Origin of the sequence: Lelliottia sp. CFBP8978 (assembly GCF_034046055.2) — a bacterium.
Lineage (GTDB): Bacteria > Pseudomonadota > Gammaproteobacteria > Enterobacterales > Enterobacteriaceae > Enterobacter.
On record NZ_CM188253.1, the window covers coordinates 664076 to 688186 of the forward strand.

Consider the following 24111-nt stretch of genomic DNA (forward strand, 5'->3'; position numbering starts at 1 on the left):
CAATTAGCTGCAGACATCAATCCATTTAGCTGATGTGAGTTCTGCCATCCTCTCCGGTGCGATACGTACAGCGCTATGGATTGAACCGGCCGCAGGGAGCACTTCCTCATATTGCTTAAGCGATATATCGCAATAAACAGGTAGCGGATTTTCCAGGCCAAAGGGACAGACTCCGCCGACAGGATGGCCCGTCAGTGTCACCACCTCATCACTGCAAAGCATTCGTGCCTTCGCGCCAAAGGCATCTTTTAGCTTTTTGTTATCCAGGCGCGCATCGCCTTTGGCAACCACTAATATCACCTGATTTTTGATTTTCAGTGACAAAGTTTTCGCTATCTGACCCGGCTCGACGTGATGGGCGGCAGCAGCCAGTGCAACGGTAGCAGTGCTTTGGCTAAGCTCAATAACATCAATATCCGGGGCATTGTCAGCAAAAAATTGCCGTACAGAGTGCAAACTCATTGTTATCTCCTGACAAATATCCTGCGTAATCTGTCATAAGAAATTATGCTCTGTAAATATCTCTTAAGTAACAAATATCCTGTTCAGCCGATTTCTGGATCACCTTCACATTCACGGAAACCGGTTACAGTAACCGGTTGCAGTGCGTGAACGAGAGATTAATACTGACAAGGTTACTTCCTCTGTATCCAATAATAAGAGTCGATTATGAAATCAATCCGTCCGAGCTGTGCTGCTGGTACACGAACCAGCAAGGTTGTGAATCTGATGTTTGGAACACCGTGTGGCGCGTATGCGCTCGAATTTAACATCTGACAGGAGAGCCATAATGTCTGCCAACCATGCTGCGTTTAATCTGATATTCCGTTTTGTCGAAAACTATGTCAGTCCGATTGCCGGGCGGATCTCCTCCCAGCGTCATGTGATGGCGATTCGCGATGGGTTTATCTCCGCGATGCCGTTTATGATTGTCGGTTCTTTCTTGTTAGTGTTTGCTTACCCACCTTTTTCACCAGACACCACATGGGGATTTGCGCGCGCGTGGCTGGATATGGCAAAACAGTTTGAAGGTCAGATCCTGACCCCGTTCGATATGACCATGGGTATCATGTCGATCTACATTTGTGCAGCAATCGCCTATAACCTCGGCAAGCATTACGTTAAGTCGCATCAGCTTGACCCGTTCATGTGCGCGATGCTGTCACTGATGGCGTTTTTACTGGTGGCTGCTCCGAAAACAAAAGGCGCAATGCCGGTTGATAGCCTGGGCGGAACGGGGATCTTTACCGCGATTCTGGTGGCGGTGTACTGTGTCGAACTAATGCGTTTCCTGAAAGCGCACAATATTGGCATTCGTTTGCCGGACCAGGTTCCACCGATGATCAAAAACTCGTTTGATCTGCTCATTCCGGTGTTAGTCGTGGTGCTCACGCTGTATCCGCTGAGCCTGTTGATTCAGTCTCAGTTTGACATGCTGATCCCTCAGGCCATCATGTCGATCTTTAAACCGTTAGTCTCTGCTGCTGACTCTCTGCCTGCGATCCTGCTGGCGGTGCTCATTGGGCATCTGCTGTGGTTTGCCGGTATCCACGGCGCAGCGATTGTGTCTGGTATGCTGCAAATGTTCTGGTTGACCAATCTGGGGATGAACCAGACTGCGCTGGCGCAGGGCGCACCGTTGCCACATATCTTTATGGAAGCCTTCTGGACTTTCTTTATCGTTATCGGTGGCTCTGGCGCAACGATGGGGCTGGTGATCTGTTATCTGCGCAGCCGCTCTGCGCACTTACGTTCCATTGGCCGTTTAAGCGTCGTTCCCAGCTTTTTCAACATCAACGAACCCGTTATTTTCGGTACGCCGATTGTGATGAATCCAGTGTTCTTCATTCCTTTCCTGCTGGCACCAATGGTTAACGCGGTACTTGCATGGGGAGCCATGAAGCTGGATCTGATTGGTCGTGTGATTTCAGTCGTGCCCTGGACCGCACCAGCACCGGTGGGGGCTGCGTGGGCGCTGGGATGGGACTTCCGGGCTGCCGTTCTGGTGATTCTGCTGGCGCTGGTCTCCGCAATCATCTACTTCCCGTTCTTCAAAGTGTATGAGAAGCAACTGCTTGAGCAGGAAGCTGAAGAAGCGCAGCGTGCAGAAGACGAAAGTCAGCAGGTTGCCTAGGTAACAGCAAAACGGCAACGTTGAGTTGCCGTTTTTAATATCACTGCGGGAGTGCGTAGCCAGCAGGCTACAGGTTATTATTTCAGCGTACAGTCACCACACTGCTGAACATCCGGCAGGCGATAGCGTTGGCAGCAGGTACGGCGCACGAGCAGTCCATCTCGCGGAACCACGGTGCGGAACAGCGGGTTATCCTGACCATCAGACAGTTGTTTAGCAAAGAAGCAGGACTGGCGCAGTGCGTCCACGGTCTCATCGCCCAGCACCGGTTTCATTTCGGTCAGATACCAGTGAATGAGATATCCGGTATTACTCCAGATGAGCTTTCCATTAATCTCGCCGGTCTCTTCCAGCGCATTCACCACCGGAATGAGCGCCTGCTTCACCAGCGTTTCCATGCGATCCTGAGCTGACAGCACCGTCGCATTTCGATCTTCATGCACGTCAATCCAGAAACACGCCGCGCGGCCGGTCTCATGGAATTCAACGTGAAAATGTTCTGGTGAAAGATCCAGCGCTGCGTCCTGTGTTAACAGTGCAATCATCAGCGGCGGGACCATCAGCCCGATATACCACTGCGCCCAAAGGGAGAGTAACGGCTTGTTTTCCCGAGCGAGAGAAGGCTGATTACGGTAAATATGATCGGAATAAACCGCCAGCAAAGATTGCATCTCGGCCGGTCGACTCCACTCTGCCAGCGTCATCGCCTGATGCGGATGCGGTTCATCCAGCTTGATGAAATCCAGCAGATAAGCGCGTGTTTCGGCGATCGTCTCTCGTACGGAATCCGCAAGCGTTGTGCTCCCGGAGAGACGGGCTCGCCAGAGAATGGGGTCAACAACGTGTACGGAACGAGTAGCCATAGTGGAATAGGATACAAATCTAAATGATAATGATTGCCAATCCTAGCTATAGATAAATTCGATCGCAAGCCTTTTGTCGTTAAAGCGGGAGCTGTGGCTTAACCGGCCTGGAGTTCAGGGCTTAGCAGGATATTGTTGCGCCCCATATGTTTGGCTTCGTATAACGCTTTATCGGCTTTCTCAAGTGCGCTGTCGATATCCTCCGGCTCAAAGATGGCAATACCCATGCTGACGGTCACATTGGTGGCTACGCTCACGTTAAACATATGCGGGATCTTCAGGTCGCAAACCTTCTGACGAATACGTTCTGCTGTCTGGCGTGCCTGATCGAGCGTCACGCTGGTGAGCAGCACCATAAACTCCTCGCCGCCAAAGCGCGCAACAATATCCCGTGAACGCACCGCATCGCGAATAGCGGCGGAAACCCGAATCAGCGCCTGGTCGCCCATCATATGACCGTAATGATCGTTATAAGCTTTGAAATGATCGATATCCAGCAACAGAACGAAATGTTCACCCTGCTCCAGGGCCGGAAGGTTCTCGAGCCGATTTTGTAGTCCACGGCGGTTATACAGGCCTGTCAGTGGGTCCATCATGCTCAAATCGTTCAGCGTCTCTCGCTCCTCAAGCAGCCGGTACAGCAGTTGTTGAGCAAAGCGATCGTTTCGCTTTTGAATCACATGATGAATCGCAATCCCGGCCATAGGCAGGGCGAGGGAGTACACAATACGTAGCCACTGATCGTGATCGCTAAACCACAGACAGACGACAAATGTCGGTAGCGAGTGCATCGTGAACGCCTTGATATTACTGGCGAAAGCCAGCGAACCAATAAAAAGTACGCTTAAAAATGCGAGCAGCAGGAAAGTGATCCGATCGTCAGTCACGAACGTGAATTTATACGCGATATGCCATGCCCATATTCCACCAAAGATGAACGAAATCAGCGGAATATTGATCTTCCTGGTTTTATTTCTCCAGTGCCATGTGAGCAACGACAAACTGAGCGTAAGAATTATCGCTACAGGTAAAGTCAGCGCACGCACGCTGTAAAGCGGGTTCAACGCAGTAAAAAGCGCAGATATGGCGTTCAGGAATAAAAATAAACGTAAAGATAACTGATATTTCTTGTGACGTAATGAACGCCAGGATTGTGCTGTCATGTCGGTGTTTTTTATTAAAACTGAATTAAATCAAAATAATGGCTGCCAATGTGAATGAAAAACTGAGAAATTATCTGGTACTAAAATATCAGGAAATTGTTATAGGTAGTTAACAGGTGTGCAATTTATCACCTTACACATTTCCTGTCATTACGGGAAAGGTAAAGGTTGCGAGAATGTGTACGCCCATACTGACAAATGAGAAAATCTACCATATGATATTGGTTATCATTATCGAATTGAGAGAGAAAATCATGTTGAGTAGGGCACTGGGAAGTGGATGGGGAGTGTTACTGCCGGGGATGATCGTTGCCGGGCTGACATTTGCCGATCTCTCATTAGATGTCTGGAAAACGATGATTGTGTCTGGCTTGTTGGCGACATCAGCGATGATTTGGCACAAACAGTTGCGGCACTTCGTTCTGCTGCCATCATGCGTAGCGCTGATCAGTGGGATGCTGGTAATAATGATGAGTTTGAAATAAAAGGGAAAACAGAGAAAAATCAGGAAGGAGATAAGATAAGTGGTGCGAAGAGGGGGACTTGAACCCCCACGTCCGTAAGAACACTAACACCTGAAGCTAGCGCGTCTACCAATTCCGCCACCTTCGCACTGTTATCTTATTCTTTTGATATCGCCTCGTTGGTGCGAGGGGGGGGACTTGAACCCCCACGTCCGTAAAGACACTAACACCTGAAGCTAGCGCGTCTACCAATTCCGCCACCGTCGCCCGGTGAGAACAATATCAACATGGTTTGTGGTGCGAGGGGGGGGACTTGAACCCCCACGTCCGTAAAGACACTAACACCTGAAGCTAGCGCGTCTACCAATTCCGCCACCGTCGCATACCATCAATACTTAAAAAGTATCGCAACCACGGAGGCGCATTCTAGATGTTTTCAGCTTTTCGTCAATAGATAATTGCCCAGGGTGTTTTAATTGCTGCAAAAATGGGCATTTACATAGCCCGGACGACAATATGCCGCCGGGCCGAAACGAATTACTTCTTCGCCTGACGGGTCATTACCGTGCGGTACACTTTAAAACGTCCGGTCTGAGCCAGCACTTCATGGAAGCCGAAAATTTCATCCAGAAGTTTAGGATAAGGCAAGAAGGCATTGGCAACGATACGCAGCTCTCCGCCGCTGTTGAGGTGGCGTACCGCGCCACGAATCAGCGTTTGCGTTGCTTCGAGACTGGTTTCTACTCCGTCATGGAACGGCGGGTTGGAGATAATCATATCGAAACGCCCGGTCACTTCAGAGAAGACGTTACTGGCAAAGACCTCGCCTTCGATTTCGTTCGCTGCAAGCGTAGCGCGGCTGGCTTCCACCGCCGGAGCGCTCACATCGCAAAGGGTGAGGCGCACTTTCGGTGAGTGGCTGGCGAGCACGGCAGACAACACGCCCGCTCCGCAACCGATATCCAGCACTTTGCCTTTCGTATGCGGGGTAAGGGTGGAGAGCAGCAGCTGGCTACCGACATCCAGACCATCGCGGCTAAAGACGCCCGGGAGCGTTTTAATGGTCAACGCTTCGTGCTGATACTCGCCCCAGTATTTTTCGGCATTGAATTCAGGCTGTTTTTCCAGACGGCCATGATAAAAACCGCAGCGACGCGCGCTGTCGATTTTGTTCAGCGTGACGTAATCTTCCAGCATCTGCTCTGCACTGCGCACGCCACTGCGGTTTTCACCGACAACGAAAATGTCGCAGCCAAGCGGCAGCATCGAAAGCAGATTCATCAGCTGGAACTGCGCTTCGGGTTTGTTCTTCGGCCAGTAGTAGATCAGCGTATCGCAATCGGCGACATCGGCTTGCTCTGCCACCAGGCTAAAGCGCACGCGTTCGCCCATCTGACGGTCAAGAGCCTGCCAGTGGTGGAACTGCTGGGTATGCGCACGACTATCCGCGCATTCGAAACGGGCAGGAAGGTCATCCTGCATATCTCCGGCAAAAAGAATACGGCTTTGTTCGAAATCATCACTGTGGCGCAGCAAGACTTCACTTGCCGGGGTAAATGCAGACATGAATTGTTCCTCAATAAACTCAGGCGGGGATTATAGTAGTTTGTTGGCGGATATACGACGAATTTGCTATATTTGCGCGCCTGACAGACAGGAGTTTTCGCTATGACATCCCGACGAGAGTGGCAGTTGCAGCAACTGGGTATTACCCAGTGGGCTTTGCGTCGCCCGACGGCGTTGCAGGGCGAAATCGCCATCTCAATTCCTGCGCACGTTCGTCTGGTAATGGTGGCGGAAGAGCCGCCCGCGTTAAATGAAACGCTGATAGGCGACGTGTTACGAGCGCTGAAAGTGACCCCAGACCAGGTGCTGCAGCTGACGCCCGATCGTGTGGCGATGTTGCCCCCTGAGAGTCATTGCAATAGCTGGCGGCTCGGCACAGCAGAAGAGGTGGCGCTTAACGGCGGACAACTCTCCTCGCCGGCGCTGGAAGAACTGAAAGCAAACCCCGCGGCGCGAAGCGCGCTATGGCGACAAATCTGCGAAAATGAACATGATTTCTTCCCTCACGACGTCTGATCTTGCATCTGCGTTCGCGATTGAAACACGCGCCCATGCTTTTCCATGGAGCGAAAAGACCTTTGCCAGTAACCAGGGCGAACGCTATCTCAACTACCGTCTGGATGTGGATGGCGAGATGGCGGCATTTGCCATCACGCAGGTTGTTCTGGATGAGGCGACGCTCTTCAATATTGCCGTTGACCCCGCTTTTCAGCGCCGGGGTTTGGGCAGAGAGCTGCTTGAGTTTTTGATTCGTGAGCTGGAAGCACGGGATGTCTTCACTTTGTGGCTTGAGGTGCGTGCGTCCAACGCGGCTGCTATCGCGCTTTACGAGAGCTTAGGTTTCAACGAGGCGACAATTCGCCGGAACTACTACCCTGCCGCAGAGGGACGCGAAGACGCCATAATCATGGCTTTGCCGATTGGATAACGAAAAAGGTTGTAACGATGAAATGGGACTGGATTTTCTTTGACGCCGACGAAACGCTGTTTACGTTCGATTCGTTTGGCGGCCTACAGCGGATGTTTTTAGACTACAGCGTCACGTTTACCGCGGAAGATTTCCAGGACTATCAGGCGGTGAATAAGCCGCTTTGGGTGGATTACCAGAACGGTGCCATCAGCGCGTTACAGCTACAACATCAGCGTTTTCAGGGCTGGTCGGAGCGTCTGGATGTTTCGCCTGGCGCCTTGAATGAAGCATTTCTCAATGCGATGGCCGAGATTTGCGCGCCGCTGCCTGGGGCGATTTCCCTGCTCGATTCATTAAAAGGTAAAGTGAAGTTGGGGATCATCACCAACGGTTTTACCGCATTGCAGCAGATCCGTCTTGAGCGTACGGGTCTGCGCGATCATTTTGATGCATTAGTGATTTCCGAGCAGGTTGGTGTACCAAAGCCGGATCCGCGTATTTTTGATTATGCGCTGGAAAAAGCCGGTCGTCCCGCTCGTGAACGCGTATTAATGGTGGGGGATACCGCTGAGTCGGATATTCTCGGCGGCATGAACGCCGGGCTTGCCACCTGCTGGCTGAACGCGCACAACCGCGCGTTGCCTGAAGGTATCACCCCGACCTGGACCGTAACGTCATTGAACGAACTGGAGCAACTCCTGTGTAAACAATGATTGCCTGCCCCCTGTTGATGGGTAAAATAGCCGCAATTTCGTATTCCATGATGCGTGGCCCTGTGTCGCGCTTATATAAGAAGATTTGATTATGACGTTGTCTCCTTATCTGCAAGAGGTGGCCAAGCGCCGTACTTTTGCCATTATTTCTCACCCGGATGCCGGTAAAACGACCATCACCGAAAAGGTGCTACTGTTCGGACAGGCTATCCAGACCGCCGGTACGGTCAAAGGCCGTGGCTCCAGCCAGCATGCAAAATCTGACTGGATGGAGATGGAAAAGCAGCGTGGTATCTCGATTACCACTTCTGTTATGCAGTTTCCTTATCACGACTGCCTGGTCAACCTGCTCGATACCCCAGGGCACGAAGACTTCTCCGAAGATACCTACCGTACGCTGACGGCGGTTGACTGCTGTCTGATGGTCATTGATGCCGCAAAAGGTGTAGAAGATCGAACCCGTAAGCTGATGGAAGTCACCCGTCTGCGCGATACGCCGATCCTGACCTTCATGAACAAACTCGACCGTGACATCCGCGATCCGATGGAAGTGATGGATGAAGTGGAGCGCGAGCTGAAAATTGCCTGTGCGCCCATCACCTGGCCGATCGGCTGCGGCAAACTGTTCAAAGGCGTTTACCACCTCTATAAAGATGAAGTGTATCTGTACCAGACCGGTAAAGGTCACACCATCCAGGAAGTGCGTATCGTGAAAGGGCTGGATAACCCGGACCTGGACACCGCCGTTGGCGAAGAGCTGGCAACACAGCTGCGTGATGAGCTGGAGCTGGTGAAAGGCGCCTCTCATGAGTTCGACAAAGAGCTGTTCCTGGCCGGAGAAATCACGCCGGTGTTCTTCGGTACTGCTCTGGGCAACTTTGGTGTGGACCACATGCTGGATGGTCTGGTGGAGTGGGCGCCGCAGCCTATGCCGCGTAAAACCGACACCCGCCTGGTCGAAGCCGCAGAAGAGAAATTCACCGGTTTTGTCTTTAAAATTCAGGCCAACATGGACCCGAAACACCGCGACCGCGTTGCGTTTTTACGCGTGGTATCCGGTAAATACGAGAAAGGCATGAAGCTGCGCCAGGTGCGTATCGGTAAAGACGTGGTGATTTCTGATGCGTTGACCTTTATGGCGGGCGACCGTTCGCACGTTGAAGAAGCCTATCCAGGTGACATCATCGGTCTGCATAACCACGGCACCATTCAGATCGGCGACACCTTCACCCAGGGCGAAATGATGAAGTTCACCGGCATCCCGAACTTCGCCCCTGAGCTGTTCCGTCGTATCCGCCTGAAAGATCCGTTGAAGCAAAAACAGCTGCTCAAAGGTCTGGTTCAGCTCTCCGAAGAGGGGGCCGTGCAGGTCTTCCGCCCAATCGCCAACAACGATCTGATCGTGGGTGCGGTGGGTGTGCTGCAGTTTGACGTGGTCGTTGCGCGTCTTAAGAGCGAATATAACGTTGAAGCGATTTACGAATCGGTGAACGTGGCAACGGCGCGCTGGGTTGAATGTTCTGACGTGAAGAAATTCGAAGAATTTAAGCGTAAGAACGAAATCCAGCTGGCTCTGGATGGTGGCGATAACCTCACTTATATTGCCCCAACCATGGTCAACCTGAACCTGACTCAGGAACGTTATCCTGATGTTCAGTTCCGCAAAACTCGCGAACACTAATCACTTCTCAGAGCACGGCGTCTGCCGTGCTCTTCTTAAAGTCCTGCCTTATTAATCCCTTGCGGAATGTTCTTAATTCAACGTCTTTTCATCGTTGTTGCTCGTTTTTTGCCCGTTTCGGAAAGCGCACTTGAAAATGTGATCTATATTTAACTCAGTGTTTAACACCGGGCGCGGATGAAAGCTCTGTTCAATGCGTGTTGATAAGCCTCTCATCCCGACCGCGTGTTTATTCGCAAGATTAATAACTAGTATGAAGGGATGTTTGACGCTCAAATTATGAGCAAACCTACAGGAATACATCGATGAATATGACAAGACTGAAGATTTCTAAAACTCTGCTGGCGGTCACTTTGGGCGGTCTCCTGGTAAGTGGATCTGCACTCGCAGAAAGCACCACCACGGATAAGGCTCAGTCCACGGCTGACAGTGCAGGGCAGAAAATCGATAGCTCTATGAATAAAGTCGGTAATTTCATGGATGACAGCTCTATCACAGCAAAAGTGAAAGCCGCTCTGGTGGATCATGAAAACATCAAGAGCACCGACATTTCCGTTAAAACTGACAATAAAGTGGTCACCCTGAGCGGCTTTGTAGAAAGCCAGGCCCAGGCTGAACAAGCGGTTACCGTTGCTAAAGGCGTTGAGGGTGTGACCTCAGTCAGCGACAAACTGCATGTTCGTGACGGTAAAGACCAGTCTGTAAAAGGTTATGCAGGAGACACGGCAACTACCAGCGAAATCAAAGCTAAACTATTAGCTGATGACATCGTGCCGTCTCGTAAAGTGAAGGTGGAAACCACCGATGGAGTGGTACAGCTCTCCGGTACGGTTGATTCTCAGGCGCAGATTGAACGCGCTGAAACTATCGCTAAAGCCGTAGATGGCGTGAAAAGCGTCAAAAACGATCTGAAAGCGAAATAAGAACGACTTTTGGACACAACGCTTGTGAGCGTCCTGAGCGCTCACGTATAGCGGCTGATATTAACTATGGTAAAGGAGAGTTTTATGTTTCGTTGGGGCATCATATTTCTGGTTATCGCGTTAATTGCCGCCGCTCTGGGCTTTGGTGGTTTGGCAGGTACAGCAGCCGGTGCGGCGAAAATTGTCTTCGTCGTCGGTATTATCCTGTTCCTGGTCAGCCTGTTTACCGGACGCCGTCGTCCCTAGCTAAGCGTAATGGGACCGTCGGAATGCATCACGACAACCGACCAATACATCAAAGCCAGTCCTTGCGACTGGCTTTTTCTTGTTTGAGTCATGGGGTCAGTATGCGCTACTGTGTAGTCACATAATAAAGAGAACAGGAAAGCAGCGGTGGGGCAGAGAATTCCCGTAACACTCGGCAATATAGCGCCGCTGGCGTTAAAACCATTTCGCCCAGGCCAGCTTGCATTAGTCTGTGAAGGCGGTGGACAGAGAGGCATCTTTACAGCCGGCGTGCTGGATGAGTTCATGCGCGCGCAGTTTAACCCCTTTGATCAGTTCTTCGGCACGTCTGCTGGCGCGCAAAATCTGTCTGCCTATGTCTGTAACCAACCCGGCTACGCCCGCAAAGTGATTATGCGTTACACCACCTCACGGGATTTCTTTAATCCGATGCGCTTTGTGCGCGGCGGTAATCTGATTGATCTTGACTGGCTGTTAGACTCCACCGCCAGCCAGATGCCGCTGGCAATGGACACTGCGGCGCGCCTTTTTGATACCGGGAAAGAGTTCTGGATGTGCGCCAGTCGCGGCGATGACTATTCACCGGGCTATTTCTCGCCGCATAAAGAGAACTGGCTGGATATTCTGCGTGCTTCCAGCGCGATCCCTGGCTTCTACCGAACCGCAGCGGCCCTCGACGGCATCAACTATCTGGACGGTGGGATCAGCGACGCAGTTCCCGTACAGGAAGCCGCCCGCCGGGGGGCGCAAACTATCGTGGTGATTCGCACCGTCCCTTCGCAAATGTACTATACGCCGCAATGGTTTAAACGAATGGAACGCTGGCTGAACGACAGCAGCCTTCAGCCGCTGGTGAATATTGCCCATCATCATGAGACCAGCTACAGCGCCATGCAGCGTTTTATCGAAAAGCCGCCCGGCAAACTGCGCATCTTTGAAATCTACCCGCCTAAACCGCTGAACAGTATGGCGCTTGGCAGCCGCGTGCCAGCGCTACGGGACGACTACAAAATGGGCCGTCTTTGCGGACGTTATTTCCTGGCGACGGCGGGCAAACTTTTGGCTGAGCGCCCGCCTATTCACCGACATAAACGGATTATTACGCCGCCTGCGATTGTGGCAAATGACGCGCTGGATATGCCGTTAATTGATGTTCCGCAGGCTAACGACACGACCTTTGATAATGAGGATCTGGCGTGAGCTTTCGCTTTATCGACACCCACTGCCACTTCGATTTTCCGCCGTTTGTCGGCGATGAAGCGCAGAGTATTGAGAAAGCAGCCTGCGCAGGGGTGCAGGCGATCATCGTGCCAGCCATTGAAGCAGCCAATTTCGAAAGGGTGCTTGAGTTGTCCCGATCCCACCGCGCACTGTACGCCGCGCTGGGTTTGCATCCCATTGTGGTGGAAACGCATCAGGATGCGCATCTGGAACAGCTGGAAGCGTGCATTCTCGCCGCCGGAAAAAAGCTGGTGGCGATCGGTGAGATCGGACTCGATCTCTATCGTGACGATCCGCAATTCGATCGCCAGCAGGCGCTTTTGGATGCGCAGCTAAAACTGGCTAAACGCCACGATCTGCCGGTGATCCTCCACTCGAGACGCACTCACGACAAACTGGCGATGCACCTCAAACGCGCCGATCTGCCGCGAACCGGCGTGGTTCATGGTTTTTCCGGAAGCCTTCAACAGGCACAACGTTTTATTGAGCTTGGCTACAAAATCGGTGTCGGCGGGACGATCACTTATCCACGCGCCAGTAAAACGCGGGATGTCATGGCGCAACTGCCGCTTTCGTCACTGCTTCTGGAGACCGATGCGCCGGATATGCCCCTGAACGGTTTTCAGGGACAGCCTAATCGTCCGGAGCAGGCGGCGCGGGTCTTTGCGACGCTGTGCGAATTACGTGCTGAACCTGCAAAGGCGATCGCCGATGCACTGCTGCAAAACACCGAAGATCTCTTTGGCATAACGCTATAAATAAAGCGCCGGGCGGATCACCCTGATCTGCCGTTTTTCCAGCGCTTGCGCCAGCGGTTCGATATCGTCAGCCGTGGCGCTACGCCACGAGGCTGCTTCACCATAAACGCCGTGCGCATGAAACGCATTGATCCGCACCGGGACATCGCCCAGTGCGCGGATAAATGCGCTCAGGGGCCCCAGATGCTGCAGATAATCACTGTGTTCAGGAATAACCAGCAGGCGTAACTCTGCCAGCCGATGACGATCGGCCAGCCAGCGGATACTGTGTTTAATCTGCGGGTTTTCACGTCCGGTCAGGAAACGATGATGCTCATTGTTCCACGCTTTCAGATCCAGCATGGCTCCCTCAAAAACCGGCAACAGTTTTTGCCAGCCGGTTTCACTGAGTAGACCGTTACTGTCCACCAGACAGGTTAAATGCTTTAGGGCCGCGTCGGCTTTCACCGCGTGAAACAGCGCCAGCAAAAACGGCAGCTGGGTGGTGGCCTCGCCGCCGCTGACGGTAATGCCTTCGATAAAGGGCGCGACGGTGCGGATCTGCCCGAGTATCTCCTCCACGCTGAAGCGCTGTGCCATCGGGGTCGCCTGGTGTGGACACAGGCGTAAACAGGTGTCGCAACTCTGACACGCCTTTTCCTGCCACCAGACGCGACCGGCCTGAATGCTCAGCGCATCGTGCGGACAATGTATGACGCAGTTGCCACAGTCATTGCAGCGACCGATTGTCCACGGATTGTGGCAGGTTTTGCAGCGCAGATTACACCCTTGCAGGAACAGAGACAGGCGGCTGCCTGGCCCGTCCACGCAGGAAAACGGGATAATCTGACTAACTAAAGCGCATCTGCTGTTCATGGCTGATCACCCGCGACTGACGTTCAAGGATTCGGGTATTTCGCGCAGCCTCTTCCCCAAGCCAGGTGGTGTTGGTGCGTGAACCCTCAGCACGATATTTTTCCAGATCTGACAAGCGCACCATATACCCGGTAACGCGCACCAGATCGTTCCCGGCGACATTAGCGGTAAACTCGCGCATACCCGCCCTGAACGCACCCAGGCAAAGCTGTACTACCGCCTGCGGATTACGTTTGATGGTTTCATCCAGCGTCAGAATATCGCTGATGCCGGACGTGTAGTGTTTGTGATGAGGGGCAACGGCCAGCAGATGGCTGATGGGGTCAGGTTCATCGCCATAGGGCAGGCGTGCTCCTGGCGTGGTGCCGGAATCGGAGCTGATACCCGACTGGGCATGCAGCATGGCGCGCTGCTTCCAGCCGTGTTTCACCGGCGTATTTTCAACAAATTCCGCGAGCTGTTCACTGATGCGATAACCCAGCGTATTGGCCTGCTCATCTTTGCCATATCGCCCGTCGAGACCGGCTTTTTCACATAGCGTATTCACGGCTTCAGCCAGGCCGTACATGCCAAACATCGGCACGAAACGATCTGCATCAATCAGCCCCTCTTTCACCAGGAAGCTATTCTCAAAGAAGCCAGATTGCTGATAAAGGAAATCACAGCGCGCATCAATGATCTCCATTTGCTGCTGACAGTAGTGCGGTAGCGTGCGGGTAAAGAAATCATCCACTGATTCACTGGCCTGCGCGATGGCCTTGAGATTCAGGCGAACCAGCGTGCTGCCACCGCCCGCGAGCGGCAGGGAGTTGTAACAACTCACCACGCCATAACGACCTTTTGTGAAAATTTTATCATTCATCGGGCCGTTGGAAATATGCGGTTTACTGCATTCGCAAATGTTTTTTGCCACCGTCAGTAGCAGATCGTCAGGGGTGATTTCCGGATCGTAAATGAACGTGAGGTTAGGCGCGACCTGCTTTAGCTCTGCATCAGCACGTAAAATCGCACGAGTGACAGGCGTATCCGCCGGGCCGATGTTGGCATGCATAAAGGCATCGGGCAGGGTTCTGTCGAGATAACGCCAGAAACGTTTTATTCGGCTATCAATGTCTTCTTGTGTTAGAATTCTAACATACGGTTGCAGCAACGCGTCGAGATGGCCGAGAAACACGGGCATGGATGTGACGGATGGAACATGGTGATAGAGGATAGTGAGTAATGAAAGGGCGTCATCAAGGTCTTTTGCCCCTTCCAGCTCTAACCACTCCGAGCCGTTTGCCAGGAACCTGGCGTAGTCCGGCAGAACGTAGCGTGGCTTGAAAGGCGCATGGCCTTCAAACATGTCGCAAATGAAACCCTCGTCCAGCGCGGCACGAGCTACGGATGACAGGGAGGGATAGGGCAGATTGTTTTCCGCTTCCAGCGCCAGAAAATGGCGTTTTTGCTCAGGCGTCAGTACCGGGCTTGTCACAATTTGCTGGCAACGTTGTTGCATAGCATCGAGACCGGAGGTGGACATGTTCGCTTCCTTATATTCTGCGGATGATGGGCAGATTGTAGGAAGTCATCACATCGGGTCTATTGATCAGACGTGGGTGATTGCTGTTTTAGTCAGCAGATTCAAGAGTAAAATTTGAAGTTGATCTCATTACAGTAATGCAAATTTGTACGCAGTTTTCATTAACTGTGATGAATGTCGAAGTGTGAATGCGGGTGAATGTTAGAATACTCACAGACCCGCACGGTGAAAATTTATACGGCGATGCCGTTGGAGAATGTTATGACCGATTTAACCGCAAGCAGCCTGCGCGCGTTGAAACTGATGGACCTGACCACCCTGAACGATGACGACACCAATGAAAAAGTGATCGCATTGTGTCATCAGGCGAAAACGCCAGTAGGCAACACTGCCGCTATCTGTATCTACCCGCGTTTTATCCCGATTGCACGTAAGACTCTGAAAGAGCAGGGCACGCCGGATGTGCGCATCGCCACTGTGACAAACTTCCCACACGGTAACGACGACATCGAGATCGCGCTGGCAGAAACCCGCGCGGCGATCGCCTACGGTGCCGATGAAGTTGACGTGGTGTTCCCGTACCGCGCGCTGATCGCCGGCAACGAGCAGGTCGGTTTTGATCTGGTGAAAGCGTGTAAAGACGCCTGTGCTAAAGCAAACGTATTGCTGAAAGTGATCATCGAAACCGGTGAGCTGAAAGAAGAGCGGCTTATTCGTCAAGCGTCTGAAATCTCTATCAAAGCCGGTGCGGACTTTATCAAAACGTCTACCGGTAAAGTGCCGGTCAATGCCACGCCAGAAAGCGCACGCATCATGATGGAAGTGATTCGCGACATGGGCGTTTCTAAAACCGTTGGTTTCAAACCTGCGGGTGGCGTGCGTACTGCAGAAGACGCGCAGCAGTTCCTGGCTATCGCTGACGATCTGTTTGGCGCCGACTGGGCTGATTCCCGTCACTACCGCTTTGGCGCATCCAGCCTGCTGGCAAGCCTGCTGAAAGCGCTGGGGCACGGCGACGGTAAGAGCGCAAGCAGCTACTAATTACTCGTCATACTTCAGGCCGCAGGTGCGTTGGCTGCACTCTCTCACCCCAGCGACTTACCTGTGTAAGCTCCTGGGGGATTCGCTCCTTTGCCGCCCTCCTGCAACTCGAATTATTAAGAGTAATATTTTCTCGCGGCGGGTTTATCCGCCGCATTTAACCTGATTCCTCGGGGGTTACCGTGTTTCTCGCACAAGAAATTATTCGTAAAAAACGTGATGGTCATGCATTAAGCGACGAAGAGATCCGCTTCTTTATCAACGGTATTCGTGACAACACCATCTCTGAAGGGCAGATTGCCGCCCTGGCGATGACCATTTTCTTCCACGATATGGCGATGCCGGAACGTGTCTCGCTGACCATGGCGATGCGGGATTCAGGGACCGTCCTGGACTGGAAAAGCCTTAACCTCAACGGCCCGATTGTGGACAAACACTCCACCGGCGGCGTGGGTGATGTGACATCGCTGATGCTTGGCCCAATGGTGGCGGCATGCGGCGGCTATATCCCGATGATCTCCGGGCGTGGCCTGGGCCATACCGGCGGCACGCTCGATAAACTGGAAGCCATTCCGGGCTTCGATATCTTCCCGGATGACCAACGCTTCCGCGAAATTATTAAAGACGTTGGTGTGGCGATTATCGGCCAGACCAGCTCTCTTGCTCCGGCAGATAAACGTTTTTATGCCACCCGTGATATCACCGCGACAGTCGATTCTATCCCGCTGATTACCGCCTCGATCCTCGCCAAAAAACTGGCGGAAGGCCTGGATGCGCTGGTGATGGACGTGAAAGTGGGCAGTGGCGCATTCATGCCAACCTACGAACTCTCTGCGGCACTGGCTGAAGCGATTGTTGGCGTGGCCAACGGCGCGGGCGTACGTACAACTGCGCTGCTCACCGATATGAATCAGGTGCTGGCCTCAAGTGCGGGTAACGCGGTTGAAGTGCGCGAAGCGGTGCAATTCCTGACCGGTGAATACCGAAATCCACGTCTGTTCGACGTCACGATGGCGCTGTGCGTTGAGATGCTGATCTCCGGCAAGCTTGCCAAAGACGACGCCGAGGCGCGCGCTAAACTGCAGGCGGGTCTCGATAATGGCAAAGCGGCTGATATCTTTGGTCGCATGGTTGCGGCCCAAAAAGGTCCGACCGATTTCGTCGAAAATTACGCAAAATACCTACCGACCGCGACGCTCAGCAAAGCGGTTTACGCCGATACTGAAGGCTTTGTCTCCGCGATGGATACCCGTGCGCTGGGCATGGCTGTTGTCTCGATGGGCGGCGGACGTCGTCAGGCTTCGGACACCATTGATTACAGCGTCGGCTTTACCGATATGGCCCGTCTGGGTGATAGCATTGACGGGCAGCGTCCGCTGGCGGTGATCCACGCGCAAGACGAAGCCAGCTGGCAGGAAGCGGCCAAAGCGGTGAAAGCGGCCATTAAACTTGACGACACAGCTCCCGAAACCACGCCAACCGTCTATCGTCGTATCACCGAATAGCGATATACTGATCTGATCGGTTTTTTATGAATTTTTGAAGCACATAAGTACGGAGAACAATTATGAAACGTGCATTTATTATGGTGCTGGACTCATTCGGCATCGGCGCGACAGAAGACGCAGAACGTTTTGGTGATGTCGGTTCCGACACCATGGGTCATATTGCAGAAGCCTGTGCCAAAGGCGAAGCGAACAATGGCCGTCAGGGCCCTCTGAATCTGCCAAACCTGACCCGCCTGGGTCTGGTCAAAGCGCATGAAGGTTCGACAGGTAAAGTGGCGGCCGGTATGGACGGCAACGCGGAAGTGGTGGGCGCATACGCCTGGGCGCACGAGCTCTCTTCCGGCAAAGACACTCCGTCAGGTCACTGGGAAATCGCCGGTGTACCGGTTCTGTTCGACTGGGGCTATTTCTCCGATCACGAAAACAGCTTCCCGCAGAAGCTGCTGGACAAGCTGGTTGAGCGCGGCAATCTGCCGGGTTACCTCGGTAACTGCCACTCTTCCGGGACGGTGATTCTGGATCAGCTTGGCGAAGAGCACATGAAAACCGGCAAGCCGATTTTCTACACCTCCGCGGACTCTGTGTTCCAGATTGCCTGCCACGAAGAGACGTTCGGTTTGGATCGTCTGTACGAGCTGTGCGAAATCGCGCGTGAAGAGCTGACTGAAGGTGGCTACAACATTGGCCGTGTCATCGCTCGTCCATTTATTGGTGACAAACCGGGTAACTTCCAGCGTACCGGCAACCGTCACGATCTGGCCGTAGAACCGCCAGCACCGACCGTGCTGCAAAAGCTGGTTGAAGAGAAAGACGGCCAGGTGGTCTCTGTTGGTAAAATCGCGGATATCTACGCGAACTGCGGTATCACGAAAAAAGTGAAAGCGACCGGTCTGGACGCGCTGTTCGACGCCACTATCAAAGAGATGAAAGAAGCGGGCGATAAGACGATTGTCTTTACCAACTTCGTTGATTTCGACTCCTCCTGGGGCCACCGTCGCGACGTCGCCGGTTATGCTGCCGGTCTGGAGCTGTTCGACCGCCGTCTGCCGGAGCTGCTGGAGCTGGTCGGGGAAGATGACATCATCATCCTGACCGCTGACCACGGCTGCGACCCAACCTGGACCGGTACCGACCACACCCGCGAGCACATTCCTGTGCTGGTGTACGGACCGAAAGTGAAACCAGGATCGCTGGGCCACCGCGAAACCTTCGCGGATATCGGTCAGACGATTGCAAAATACTTTGGTACGTCCGACATGGAATATGGCAAGGCCATGTTCTGAACACACAGGGTGCGGCCTGATGTCCTCACCCCAACCCTCTCCCACGGGAAACATGGGTGCGGCCTGATATCCTCACCCCAACCCTCTCCCACGGGAAACATGGGTGCGGTCTGATGCCCTCACCCCAACCCTCTCCCACAGGGAGAGGGGGATATTAAATGAAAAGGATCTGAAGATGGCAACTCCTCACATTAATGCAGAAATGGGCGATTTCGCGGACGTAGTTTTAATGCCGGGCGACCCGCTGCGCGCGAAGCACATTGCTGAAACCTTCCTTGAAGACGTGCGTGAAGTGAACAACGTGCGCGGCATGCTGGGCTTCACCGGTACTTATAAAGGCCGCAAAATTTCTGTCATGGGTCATGGTATGGGTATCCCGTCCTGCTCGATCTACACCAAAGAGCTGATCACCGATTTCGGCGTGAAGAAAATCATCCGCGTGGGCTCTTGCGGTGCGGTGCGTATGGACGTGAAACTGCGTGATGTGGTGATCGGCATGGGTGCTTGCACCGATTCCAAAGTGAACCGTATGCGTTTCAAAGATCACGACTTTGCGGCGATTGCTGACTTCGGCATGGTGCGTAACGCGGTTGATGCGGCGAAAGCGCTGGGCGTTGATGCTCGCGTGGGTAACATCTTCTCTGCAGACCTGTTCTACTCTCCGGACGGCGGCGAAATGTTCGACGTGATGGAAAAATACGGCATCCTGGGCGTGGAAATGGAAGCGGCGGGCATTTACGGCGTAGCGGCTGAGTTTGGCGCGAAAGCGCTGACCATCTGCACCGTGTCTGACCACATCCGTACTCACGAGCAGACCACTGCCGCTGAACGTCAGACCACGTTCAACGATATGATTAAAATCGCGCTGGAATCTGTTCTGCTGGGCGATAAAGAGTAATTTTCTCTCTTTCCCTCCCTCTCCCTGTGGGAGAGGGGCGGGGTGAGGGCATCAGCGCGCATCTAGCGAACGGCCTGGGCAATCCATTGTGACAGTTCTCTCAGCTCCGCTTCCTGCTCCGGGAAATCCCCTAACAGCGCGTCGCACTCCTGTTGCAGACTCTCCGCGCGATACAAACAGCCCTGTAAACGAGCCGCCAGCGCTTCCAGCGGTGCCGGATTCATGCTATCGGTAAACACCTGCGTGCGGGTGATAATGCCTCGTTCAACGTCGAAATGCAGCTCCACGCCACCCCAGGTAAACCGCTCATCCAGCAGATGTGAAAACGCCGGCGCCTGACCAAAGTTCCATTCCCAGCTACTCTGACGGGCAAATGTCTCGGCAAAATTAGGCAGGTCCGGCGTTTTGTCGGGGGAGATGACCTCCGCTTCAACGCGTTCGCCATAGTGTTCAAAGAACGCCTCACGGATCGCCGCACAGATTTGCTCATGGGTGATCCCAGGCAGCAGCTCCACCAGGTTGGCCACGCGACCGCGCACCGAGGTAATCCCCTTGGCCTGCAGCTTTTTCTTGTCCGGATTAAGATAGTTCGCCAGACGGCTTAAATCCGCATTGAGCAGCAGCGTACCGTGATGAAAACCGCGATCTTTGGTTTCGCGATACGCCGAGCCGGAGACTTTGCGCTCGCCTTCAGCCGTTTTGACCACCAGATCGTTGCGCCCGGAGGCTTCCGCCGTGACGCCGAGTGAATTCAGCGCATTGAGCACAATCGCAGTGGAGATAGTTTTATCGTATTCCGGTTTACCGGCCATAAAGGTAAAGCAGGTGTTGCCGAGATCGTGGAACACCGCGCCGCCACCGCTGCTGCGCCGTGCGAGGCGCACATGGTCTTCTTCCATGCGCCGCGTATTGCACTCTTTCCACGGGTTTTGCGCGCGGCCAATCACCACCGTGTCGGCGTTGCGCCAGAGGAACAATACGCGTTGGGTGGCGGGCATCTGGCGGAAGATGCACTCTTCCACTGCGAGATTAAACCAGGGATCGTAAGAGTCAGAGATGAGCAGGCGTAACGTCGTCATGGCAGATTTCCTTTTCCGAATCGTTCGCCTACTTTACCACTAATCTTTCTTCTCGCTCTCTTCCTCTTCGGGCACCGATTTACTGGCCGTCAGCAGGAAAGGCGACTGCTGCCAGCGTGTGCGTTTGCCCTGCAGCAGCGTTCGCGTCAGCACCACGCCGATGGCCAGAGAAAGCAATAGCATCAGGCGCAGAATATTGGTGGTATTATCCACTTGTTTTGCTTCAGTCGGTAGCGTGTGGGTATCGAGCGTCAGGCGCAAATAGCCCAGTGGACCGTTTTTGCCCTGAATCGGCTCAACGATCTGTTGATTAAAGTAACCGCCCGCCTTTTTGCCATCTAATGCCAGCCGATCGCGCACGTCGACATGCTCACCGGACCGCGCGATCAGATCGCCTTGTTCGTCATACACGCCAGCATCCAGAATGCGGCTATTTTCCGTAATTTGCCGCAATACCTGGGCTATTCGTTTGTCGTCAGGCGTCTCGGTACGCATCGCCGGGGCGATGGTCAGCGTCACCTGACGGGCCAGAGTACGGGCCAGCTCTTCGAGCTGTGGATTACGTTGTCGTTGATGATTCTGGCTAAACCAGGATGCCCCTTGCATCAACGCGACCAGAAGTGCGAGGCAGGAAAGGACAATCACTGCACGATGAAGCCGGAATTTCAGTTTTGCGCGAGCCATATTCCACCTGCTGAAAATTTACGGCTTAATGTTGCCAGAAGTGATGGTTACAGGGTAGCCTCATGCGTTATTTTCCCCCTGGAACCTTCCGGCGCGAACCAATTTACAGGAGCTTCAATGCCGAACATTACCTGGTGTGACCTGACCGATGATGTCTCTTTATGGCCAGGATTGCCGCTCTCTTTAAGTGGTGATGAGGTCATGCCTCTGGACTACCATGCAGGGCGTAGCGGTTGGCTACTGTATGGACGCGGTCTGGATAAACAACGCCTTACCCAATATCAAACGAAGCTCGGCGCGGCGATGGTGATCGTGGCGGCCTGGTGTGTGGAAGACTATCAGGTGCTGCGTCTGGCCGGTTCGCTGACGCAGCGCGCGACCCGTCTGGCGCACGATGCCGGGCTGGACGTTGCTCCGCTGGGTAAAATCCCACATCTGAAAACGCCGGGCCTGCTGGTCATGGATATGGACTCAACCGCCATTCAGATCGAGTGCATTGATGAACTCGCCAAACTGGCCGGAAGTGGCGAAATGGTAGCGGAAGTGACCGAGCGCGCGATGCGCGGCGAGTTAGATTTTGCACAGAGCCTGAAGCAACGTGTTGCGACCCTGAAAGGGGCGGATGCGAATATTTTACGTCAGGTGCGCGATGAATTACCGCTGATGCCGGGTCTCACTCAACTGGTGCTCAAGCTGGAAACGCTGGGCTGGAAGGTGGCGATTGCGTCTGGTGGGTTTACTTTCTTTGCCGATTATTTGCGCGACAAACTGCGCCTGACGACCGTGGTCGCCAACGAGCTGGAAATCATGGACGGCAAACTGACCGGCCAGGTGATTGGCGATATCGTTGACGCCCAGTACAAAGCCAATACGCTAACCCGTTTGGCTGAGAAGTACGAAATTCCCGTCATGCAGACGGTGGCCATTGGCGATGGTGCGAACGATCTGCCGATGATCAAAGTCGCGGGACTGGGCATCGCTTACCATGCCAAGCCTAAAGTGAATGAAAAGACTGAAGTCACCATCCGTCATGCTGACCTGATGGGGGTGTTTTGCATCCTGTCCGGCAGCGTGAATCAGAAATAAAGAGGTACACCGTGGCGAAAGCTCCAAAACGCGCATTTGTCTGTAATGAATGTGGTGCGGATTATCCGCGCTGGCAGGGGCAATGCAGCGCCTGTCATGCGTGGAACACCATCACCGAAGTGCGTGTGGCCGCTTCGCCGACCGTGGCCCGTAACGAGCGTCTGAGTGGCTATGCGGGCCATGCCGGTGTCTCCAGAGTGCAGAAGCTTTCGGACATCAGTCTGGAAGAGCTGCCGCGTTTTTCCACCGGCTTTAAAGAGTTTGATCGCGTGTTAGGCGGCGGTGTAGTGCCCGGCAGCGCGATTCTGATCGGCGGTAATCCTGGGGCGGGTAAATCGACGTTACTGCTACAGACGCTGTGCAAACTCGCAGAACAGATGAAAACACTGTACGTCACCGGCGAAGAATCCCTGCAGCAGGTCGCGATGCGCGCGCACCGCCTTGGCCTGCCGACCGGGAATCTCAATATGCTCTCTGAAACCAGCATTGAGCAGATTTGCATGATTGCGGAAGAAGAGCAGCCGAAGCTGATGGTCATCGACTCCATTCAGGTGATGCACATGGCGGATATCCAGTCATCGCCCGGTAGCGTCGCGCAGGTGCGCGAAACCGCCGCCTATCTGACGCGGTTTGCCAAAACGCGCGGCGTAGCGATTGTGATGGTGGGCCATGTCACCAAAGATGGCTCGCTGGCTGGCCCTAAAGTGCTGGAGCACTGCATTGACTGCTCCGTGATGCTCGACGGCGATGCTGACTCCCGTTTTCGTACGCTCCGCAGCCATAAAAACCGCTTTGGTGCGGTAAACGAGCTGGGCGTTTTTGCGATGACCGAACAGGGGCTGCGAGAAGTCAGTAATCCGTCGGCCATCTTCCTGAGCCGGGGCGATGAAGAGACGGCTGGCAGCTCTGTCATGGTGCTCTGGGAAGGGACGCGTCCGCTGCTTGTAGAGATCCAGGCGCTGGTGGACCAATCCATGATGGGCAACCCCCGTCGCGTCGCCGTAGGGCTTGAGCAAAACCGTCTGGCGATTTTGCTGGCGGTATTGCACCGTCACGGCGGGCTACAGATGGCGGATCAGGATGTCTTCGTCAACGTGGTGGGCGGGGTCAAAGTGACGGAAACCAGTGCTGACCTGGCGCTGCTGCTGGCGATGGTTTCCAGCCTTCGCAACAGGCCGTTGCCGCAGGATCTGGTGGTCTTTGGTGAAGTCGGGCTGGCTGGAGAAATTCGCCCGGTACCCAGCGGGCAGGAGCGCATCTCTGAGGCGGCAAAACATGGTTTCCGTCGGGCGATAGTCCCGGCTGCCAACGTGCCGAAAAAAGTGCCGGAAGGGATGAAGATTTTTCCCGTCAAGAAACTGTCTGATGCGTTAAATGTGTTTGACGACATATAATTATACCCATCGTACTTCAAGTTGCATGTGCGTTGCCGGCGTGCGTTCACCCCAGCAGCTTCCCTGTAAGCGCATGAGGTGAGCACAGCCCGCTCCCCGCAACTCGAATGATTCAGGGT

At 53.8% G+C, this 24111-nt stretch carries 24 protein-coding genes and 3 tRNA genes; 16 read left to right on the forward strand and 11 right to left on the reverse strand.

The features are described from left to right. Nucleotides 1-3: 3 nt before the first annotated feature. Complete coding sequence (locus SOM82_RS03090; protein WP_154127107.1) at nt 4-462, reverse strand: YbaK/EbsC family protein; 459 nt, start codon at nt 460-462, stop codon at nt 4-6. Between the two features lie 328 nt (nt 463-790). Between SOM82_RS03090 and SOM82_RS03095 the strand changes: the two genes are divergently transcribed. Next, nucleotides 791-2134 carry a PTS sugar transporter subunit IIC gene (locus SOM82_RS03095; RefSeq protein ID WP_154127108.1) on the forward strand — a complete coding sequence of 448 codons (1344 nt, stop codon included), beginning with the start codon at nt 791-793 and terminating at the stop codon, nt 2132-2134. Nucleotides 2135-2211: 77 nt separating this feature from the next. Here SOM82_RS03095 and fhuF read toward each other — a convergent pair whose 3' ends face one another. Further along, the gene (gene fhuF / locus SOM82_RS03100) at nt 2212-2997 is read right to left on the reverse strand and encodes a siderophore-iron reductase FhuF (RefSeq protein ID WP_320460394.1); all 786 of its coding nucleotides are present in this window, start codon (nt 2995-2997) and stop codon (nt 2212-2214) included. A 98-nt stretch (nt 2998-3095) separates the two neighbouring features. Beyond that, entirely contained in the window at nt 3096-4160 is a 1065-nt protein-coding gene (locus SOM82_RS03105; protein WP_320460393.1) for a GGDEF domain-containing protein, read from the reverse strand. Between the two features lie 215 nt (nt 4161-4375). On the opposite strand from SOM82_RS03105, the gene SOM82_RS03110 reads away from it, so the two are divergent. Next, nucleotides 4376-4645 (forward strand): DUF1435 domain-containing protein, encoded by a 270-nt coding sequence (locus SOM82_RS03110; RefSeq protein ID WP_320460392.1) that lies wholly within the window; start codon nt 4376-4378, stop codon nt 4643-4645. Nucleotides 4646-4685: 40 nt separating this feature from the next. On the opposite strand, the gene SOM82_RS03115 is transcribed toward SOM82_RS03110, so the two are convergent. The 4 genes from SOM82_RS03115 to rsmC form a co-directional block, all read right to left on the reverse strand. Continuing rightward, nucleotides 4686-4772 (reverse strand) — tRNA-Leu (locus SOM82_RS03115). A 32-nt stretch (nt 4773-4804) separates the two neighbouring features. Next, nucleotides 4805-4891: transfer RNA gene (locus SOM82_RS03120), tRNA-Leu, on the reverse strand. 28 nt (nt 4892-4919) lie between these two features. Continuing rightward, nucleotides 4920-5006: transfer RNA gene (locus SOM82_RS03125), tRNA-Leu, on the reverse strand. 155 nt (nt 5007-5161) lie between these two features. Then, entirely contained in the window at nt 5162-6190 is a 1029-nt protein-coding gene (gene rsmC, locus SOM82_RS03130) for a 16S rRNA (guanine(1207)-N(2))-methyltransferase RsmC (protein WP_320460391.1), read from the reverse strand. Nucleotides 6191-6292: 102 nt separating this feature from the next. Here rsmC and SOM82_RS03135 point away from each other — a divergent pair, with 102 nt between their 5' ends. The 8 genes from SOM82_RS03135 (at nt 6293) to SOM82_RS03170 (ending at nt 12642) form a co-directional block, all read left to right on the forward strand. Next, nucleotides 6293-6706 (forward strand): DNA polymerase III subunit psi, encoded by a 414-nt coding sequence (locus SOM82_RS03135; protein ID WP_320460390.1) that lies wholly within the window; start codon nt 6293-6295, stop codon nt 6704-6706. Further along, nucleotides 6675-7118 (forward strand): ribosomal protein S18-alanine N-acetyltransferase, encoded by a 444-nt coding sequence (gene rimI / locus SOM82_RS03140; protein WP_320460389.1) that lies wholly within the window; start codon nt 6675-6677, stop codon nt 7116-7118. The genes SOM82_RS03135 and rimI overlap by 32 nt, the downstream gene beginning before the upstream one ends. Nucleotides 7119-7135: 17 nt before the next feature. Continuing rightward, nucleotides 7136-7813: a pyrimidine 5'-nucleotidase gene (yjjG, locus tag SOM82_RS03145; protein ID WP_154127115.1), complete on the forward strand. Its 678-nt coding sequence runs from the start codon at nt 7136-7138 to the stop codon at nt 7811-7813. Between the two features lie 91 nt (nt 7814-7904). Next, nucleotides 7905-9494 carry a peptide chain release factor 3 gene (gene prfC, locus SOM82_RS03150; RefSeq protein WP_320460388.1) on the forward strand — a complete coding sequence of 530 codons (1590 nt, stop codon included), beginning with the start codon at nt 7905-7907 and terminating at the stop codon, nt 9492-9494. A 305-nt stretch (nt 9495-9799) separates the two neighbouring features. Next, nucleotides 9800-10417 (forward strand): molecular chaperone OsmY, encoded by a 618-nt coding sequence (osmY, locus tag SOM82_RS03155; RefSeq protein ID WP_320460387.1) that lies wholly within the window; start codon nt 9800-9802, stop codon nt 10415-10417. An 84-nt stretch (nt 10418-10501) separates the two neighbouring features. Beyond that, nucleotides 10502-10663, forward strand: a complete 162-nt coding sequence (locus SOM82_RS03160; protein WP_002887716.1) for a DUF1328 domain-containing protein — start codon at nt 10502-10504, stop codon at nt 10661-10663. 147 nt (nt 10664-10810) lie between these two features. Further along, complete coding sequence (locus tag SOM82_RS03165) at nt 10811-11863, forward strand: patatin-like phospholipase family protein (protein WP_320460386.1); 1053 nt, start codon at nt 10811-10813, stop codon at nt 11861-11863. Then, nucleotides 11860-12642, forward strand: coding sequence for a TatD family hydrolase (locus SOM82_RS03170; protein WP_320460385.1), 783 nt, complete (start codon nt 11860-11862; stop codon nt 12640-12642). The genes SOM82_RS03165 and SOM82_RS03170 overlap by 4 nt, the downstream gene beginning before the upstream one ends. Here the strand turns inward: SOM82_RS03170 and SOM82_RS03175 are convergent. Beyond that, on the reverse strand, nt 12637-13497 hold the full coding sequence (locus SOM82_RS03175; RefSeq protein WP_320460384.1) for a YjjW family glycine radical enzyme activase: 861 nt from the start codon (nt 13495-13497) through the stop codon (nt 12637-12639). The two genes, SOM82_RS03170 and SOM82_RS03175, sit on opposite strands and share 6 nt — an antisense overlap. Then, a complete protein-coding gene (locus SOM82_RS03180) occupies nt 13472-15019 on the reverse strand; it encodes a YjjI family glycine radical enzyme (RefSeq protein WP_320460383.1) in 1548 nt (515 codons plus the stop codon). The genes SOM82_RS03175 and SOM82_RS03180 overlap by 26 nt, the downstream gene beginning before the upstream one ends. A 261-nt stretch (nt 15020-15280) precedes the next feature. On the opposite strand from SOM82_RS03180, the gene deoC reads away from it, so the two are divergent. The 4 genes from deoC (at nt 15281) to deoD (ending at nt 19749) form a co-directional block, all read left to right on the forward strand. After that, a complete protein-coding gene (gene deoC, locus SOM82_RS03185) occupies nt 15281-16060 on the forward strand; it encodes a deoxyribose-phosphate aldolase (protein WP_320460382.1) in 780 nt (259 codons plus the stop codon). A 182-nt stretch (nt 16061-16242) separates the two neighbouring features. Further along, nucleotides 16243-17565, forward strand: coding sequence for a thymidine phosphorylase (gene deoA / locus SOM82_RS03190; RefSeq protein WP_320460381.1), 1323 nt, complete (start codon nt 16243-16245; stop codon nt 17563-17565). Between the two features lie 62 nt (nt 17566-17627). Then, complete coding sequence (gene deoB / locus SOM82_RS03195; protein ID WP_154127120.1) at nt 17628-18851, forward strand: phosphopentomutase; 1224 nt, start codon at nt 17628-17630, stop codon at nt 18849-18851. 175 nt (nt 18852-19026) lie between these two features. Continuing rightward, the gene (gene deoD, locus SOM82_RS03200) at nt 19027-19749 is read left to right on the forward strand and encodes a purine-nucleoside phosphorylase (RefSeq protein ID WP_095280675.1); all 723 of its coding nucleotides are present in this window, start codon (nt 19027-19029) and stop codon (nt 19747-19749) included. A 62-nt stretch (nt 19750-19811) separates the two neighbouring features. Here the strand turns inward: deoD and lplA are convergent, their stop codons facing one another. Both lplA and SOM82_RS03210 read right to left on the reverse strand, forming a co-directional pair. Next, complete coding sequence (gene lplA, locus SOM82_RS03205) at nt 19812-20828, reverse strand: lipoate--protein ligase (RefSeq protein ID WP_320460380.1); 1017 nt, start codon at nt 20826-20828, stop codon at nt 19812-19814. Nucleotides 20829-20867: 39 nt separating this feature from the next. Then, nucleotides 20868-21512 (reverse strand): YtjB family periplasmic protein, encoded by a 645-nt coding sequence (locus SOM82_RS03210; protein ID WP_154127122.1) that lies wholly within the window; start codon nt 21510-21512, stop codon nt 20868-20870. A 117-nt stretch (nt 21513-21629) separates the two neighbouring features. Here SOM82_RS03210 and serB point away from each other — a divergent pair, with 117 nt between their 5' ends. Then, nucleotides 21630-22598, forward strand: a complete 969-nt coding sequence (gene serB / locus SOM82_RS03215; protein WP_154127123.1) for a phosphoserine phosphatase — start codon at nt 21630-21632, stop codon at nt 22596-22598. Nucleotides 22599-22609: 11 nt separating this feature from the next. Further along, nucleotides 22610-23992 (forward strand): DNA repair protein RadA, encoded by a 1383-nt coding sequence (gene radA, locus SOM82_RS03220; RefSeq protein ID WP_320460379.1) that lies wholly within the window; start codon nt 22610-22612, stop codon nt 23990-23992. Nucleotides 23993-24111: the final 119 nt, after the last annotated feature.

Bases quoted from the DNA above. Each gene is read 5' to 3' on its own strand.
- SOM82_RS03180 (WP_320460383.1), bottom strand. From the start codon at position 15,019: ATGTCCACCTCCGGTCTCGATGCTATGCAACAACGTTGCCAGCAAATT.
- rimI (WP_320460389.1), top strand. From the start codon at position 6,675: ATGAACATGATTTCTTCCCTCACGACGTCTGATCTTGCATCTGCGTTC.
- SOM82_RS03095 (WP_154127108.1), top strand. From the start codon at position 791: ATGTCTGCCAACCATGCTGCGTTTAATCTGATATTCCGTTTTGTCGAA.
- osmY (WP_320460387.1), top strand. From the start codon at position 9,800: ATGAATATGACAAGACTGAAGATTTCTAAAACTCTGCTGGCGGTCACT.
- SOM82_RS03135 (WP_320460390.1), top strand. From the start codon at position 6,293: ATGACATCCCGACGAGAGTGGCAGTTGCAGCAACTGGGTATTACCCAG.
- SOM82_RS03210 (WP_154127122.1), bottom strand. From the start codon at position 21,512: ATGGCTCGCGCAAAACTGAAATTCCGGCTTCATCGTGCAGTGATTGTC.
- lplA (WP_320460380.1), bottom strand. From the start codon at position 20,828: ATGACGACGTTACGCCTGCTCATCTCTGACTCTTACGATCCCTGGTTT.
- deoD (WP_095280675.1), top strand. From the start codon at position 19,027: ATGGCAACTCCTCACATTAATGCAGAAATGGGCGATTTCGCGGACGTA.
- SOM82_RS03175 (WP_320460384.1), bottom strand. From the start codon at position 13,497: ATGAACAGCAGATGCGCTTTAGTTAGTCAGATTATCCCGTTTTCCTGC.
- prfC (WP_320460388.1), top strand. From the start codon at position 7,905: ATGACGTTGTCTCCTTATCTGCAAGAGGTGGCCAAGCGCCGTACTTTT.
- deoC (WP_320460382.1), top strand. From the start codon at position 15,281: ATGACCGATTTAACCGCAAGCAGCCTGCGCGCGTTGAAACTGATGGAC.
- serB (WP_154127123.1), top strand. From the start codon at position 21,630: ATGCCGAACATTACCTGGTGTGACCTGACCGATGATGTCTCTTTATGG.
- deoB (WP_154127120.1), top strand. From the start codon at position 17,628: ATGAAACGTGCATTTATTATGGTGCTGGACTCATTCGGCATCGGCGCG.
- SOM82_RS03110 (WP_320460392.1), top strand. From the start codon at position 4,376: ATGATATTGGTTATCATTATCGAATTGAGAGAGAAAATCATGTTGAGT.
- yjjG (WP_154127115.1), top strand. From the start codon at position 7,136: ATGAAATGGGACTGGATTTTCTTTGACGCCGACGAAACGCTGTTTACG.
- fhuF (WP_320460394.1), bottom strand. From the start codon at position 2,997: ATGGCTACTCGTTCCGTACACGTTGTTGACCCCATTCTCTGGCGAGCC.
- SOM82_RS03105 (WP_320460393.1), bottom strand. From the start codon at position 4,160: ATGACAGCACAATCCTGGCGTTCATTACGTCACAAGAAATATCAGTTA.
- SOM82_RS03090 (WP_154127107.1), bottom strand. From the start codon at position 462: ATGAGTTTGCACTCTGTACGGCAATTTTTTGCTGACAATGCCCCGGAT.
- rsmC (WP_320460391.1), bottom strand. From the start codon at position 6,190: ATGTCTGCATTTACCCCGGCAAGTGAAGTCTTGCTGCGCCACAGTGAT.
- SOM82_RS03160 (WP_002887716.1), top strand. From the start codon at position 10,502: ATGTTTCGTTGGGGCATCATATTTCTGGTTATCGCGTTAATTGCCGCC.